The organism is Caballeronia sp. INML2 (assembly GCF_023631365.1).
Taxonomy (GTDB): Bacteria; Pseudomonadota; Gammaproteobacteria; order Burkholderiales; family Burkholderiaceae; genus Caballeronia; species Caballeronia turbans.
Window position 1 is genome coordinate 1 of the sequence record NZ_JALQDH010000130.1, and the last position, 787, is coordinate 787.

Here is a 787-nt window from a genome sequence, read left to right on the forward strand (position 1 = left end):
AGCGTGTGCATGGACCACGCTACTTCGAGCGGCGAGAAGTAATCCGGATCGGTTCCGGAGTGCAGCAACCACAAGTTCTGCGACGTCCGGTTCTCGACTTCCACCCACACCGGCTGGATGTTGGCCTTGGTCATATCTGCGCCGAACATGCGCTTGCTGTCGTCGGTGCTTAGCACGGCCACGCTTACATTCGCGTCCTGCTTCGTTGCGCTCACCGCACGCTCGCGCAGCGGCGCGTCGTCGATGCTGGTCGGCGCCGTCCAGGTCGCGCAGCCCGCGAGAATGGGCCCGAGGACAACGCAGCCGGCGGCACGCTTCAACCCCTGTCGCAGCGCCGCCGATACGCTCATCGTTTTGCTCCCGAGGGGTGCGCGTTGAGCCGGGCGGCCGCCTCCCACGGAAAGAATTCGATTTCGGAGAGCGACGTCGGCTGCCGGTCGAACACGAGCACCGTTCGATAGCCGTCGGTGTAATACGGATCCGTCGTGAGATTCTGACGCGTTGTGCCCTGCGGGGCGGCGCCGACGCCCCGAGCGAATCCGATCTTCTGCAGGTTCTGGGAGTACGCCATGTCCTCCGCGAGCGCCGTGCGCGCCTCGTCGACATCCGGGTCAATCTTGTGCGTCGTGAATGTCGGCGAGTGCCACGTAAGCCGCACGCCAATGTCTCGGCTGATCTGTCCGACCCACACAGGCTTGCCCCGGTAGCGCATCGGGCTTAGCCAGAGCCGCAAGTGATTGCGCTGGTGAATCGTGTCGCGTGCTTTTTGCAGCGCAAGATCCTGCGC

Annotated in this window: 1 protein-coding gene and 1 pseudogene; both read right to left on the reverse strand. The window is 64.3% G+C overall.

Going from position 1 to position 787, the window contains the following annotated elements; translation table 11 throughout:
- Window positions 1-350, reverse strand: a pseudogene (locus NCT32_RS35680) (hypothetical protein); the annotation flags it as partial.
- A partial coding sequence (locus NCT32_RS35685) for an LssY C-terminal domain-containing protein (protein ID WP_250491412.1) occupies window positions 347-787 on the reverse strand: 441 nt, incomplete at its 5' end. The gene NCT32_RS35685 and the pseudogene NCT32_RS35680, both read right to left, overlap by 4 nt.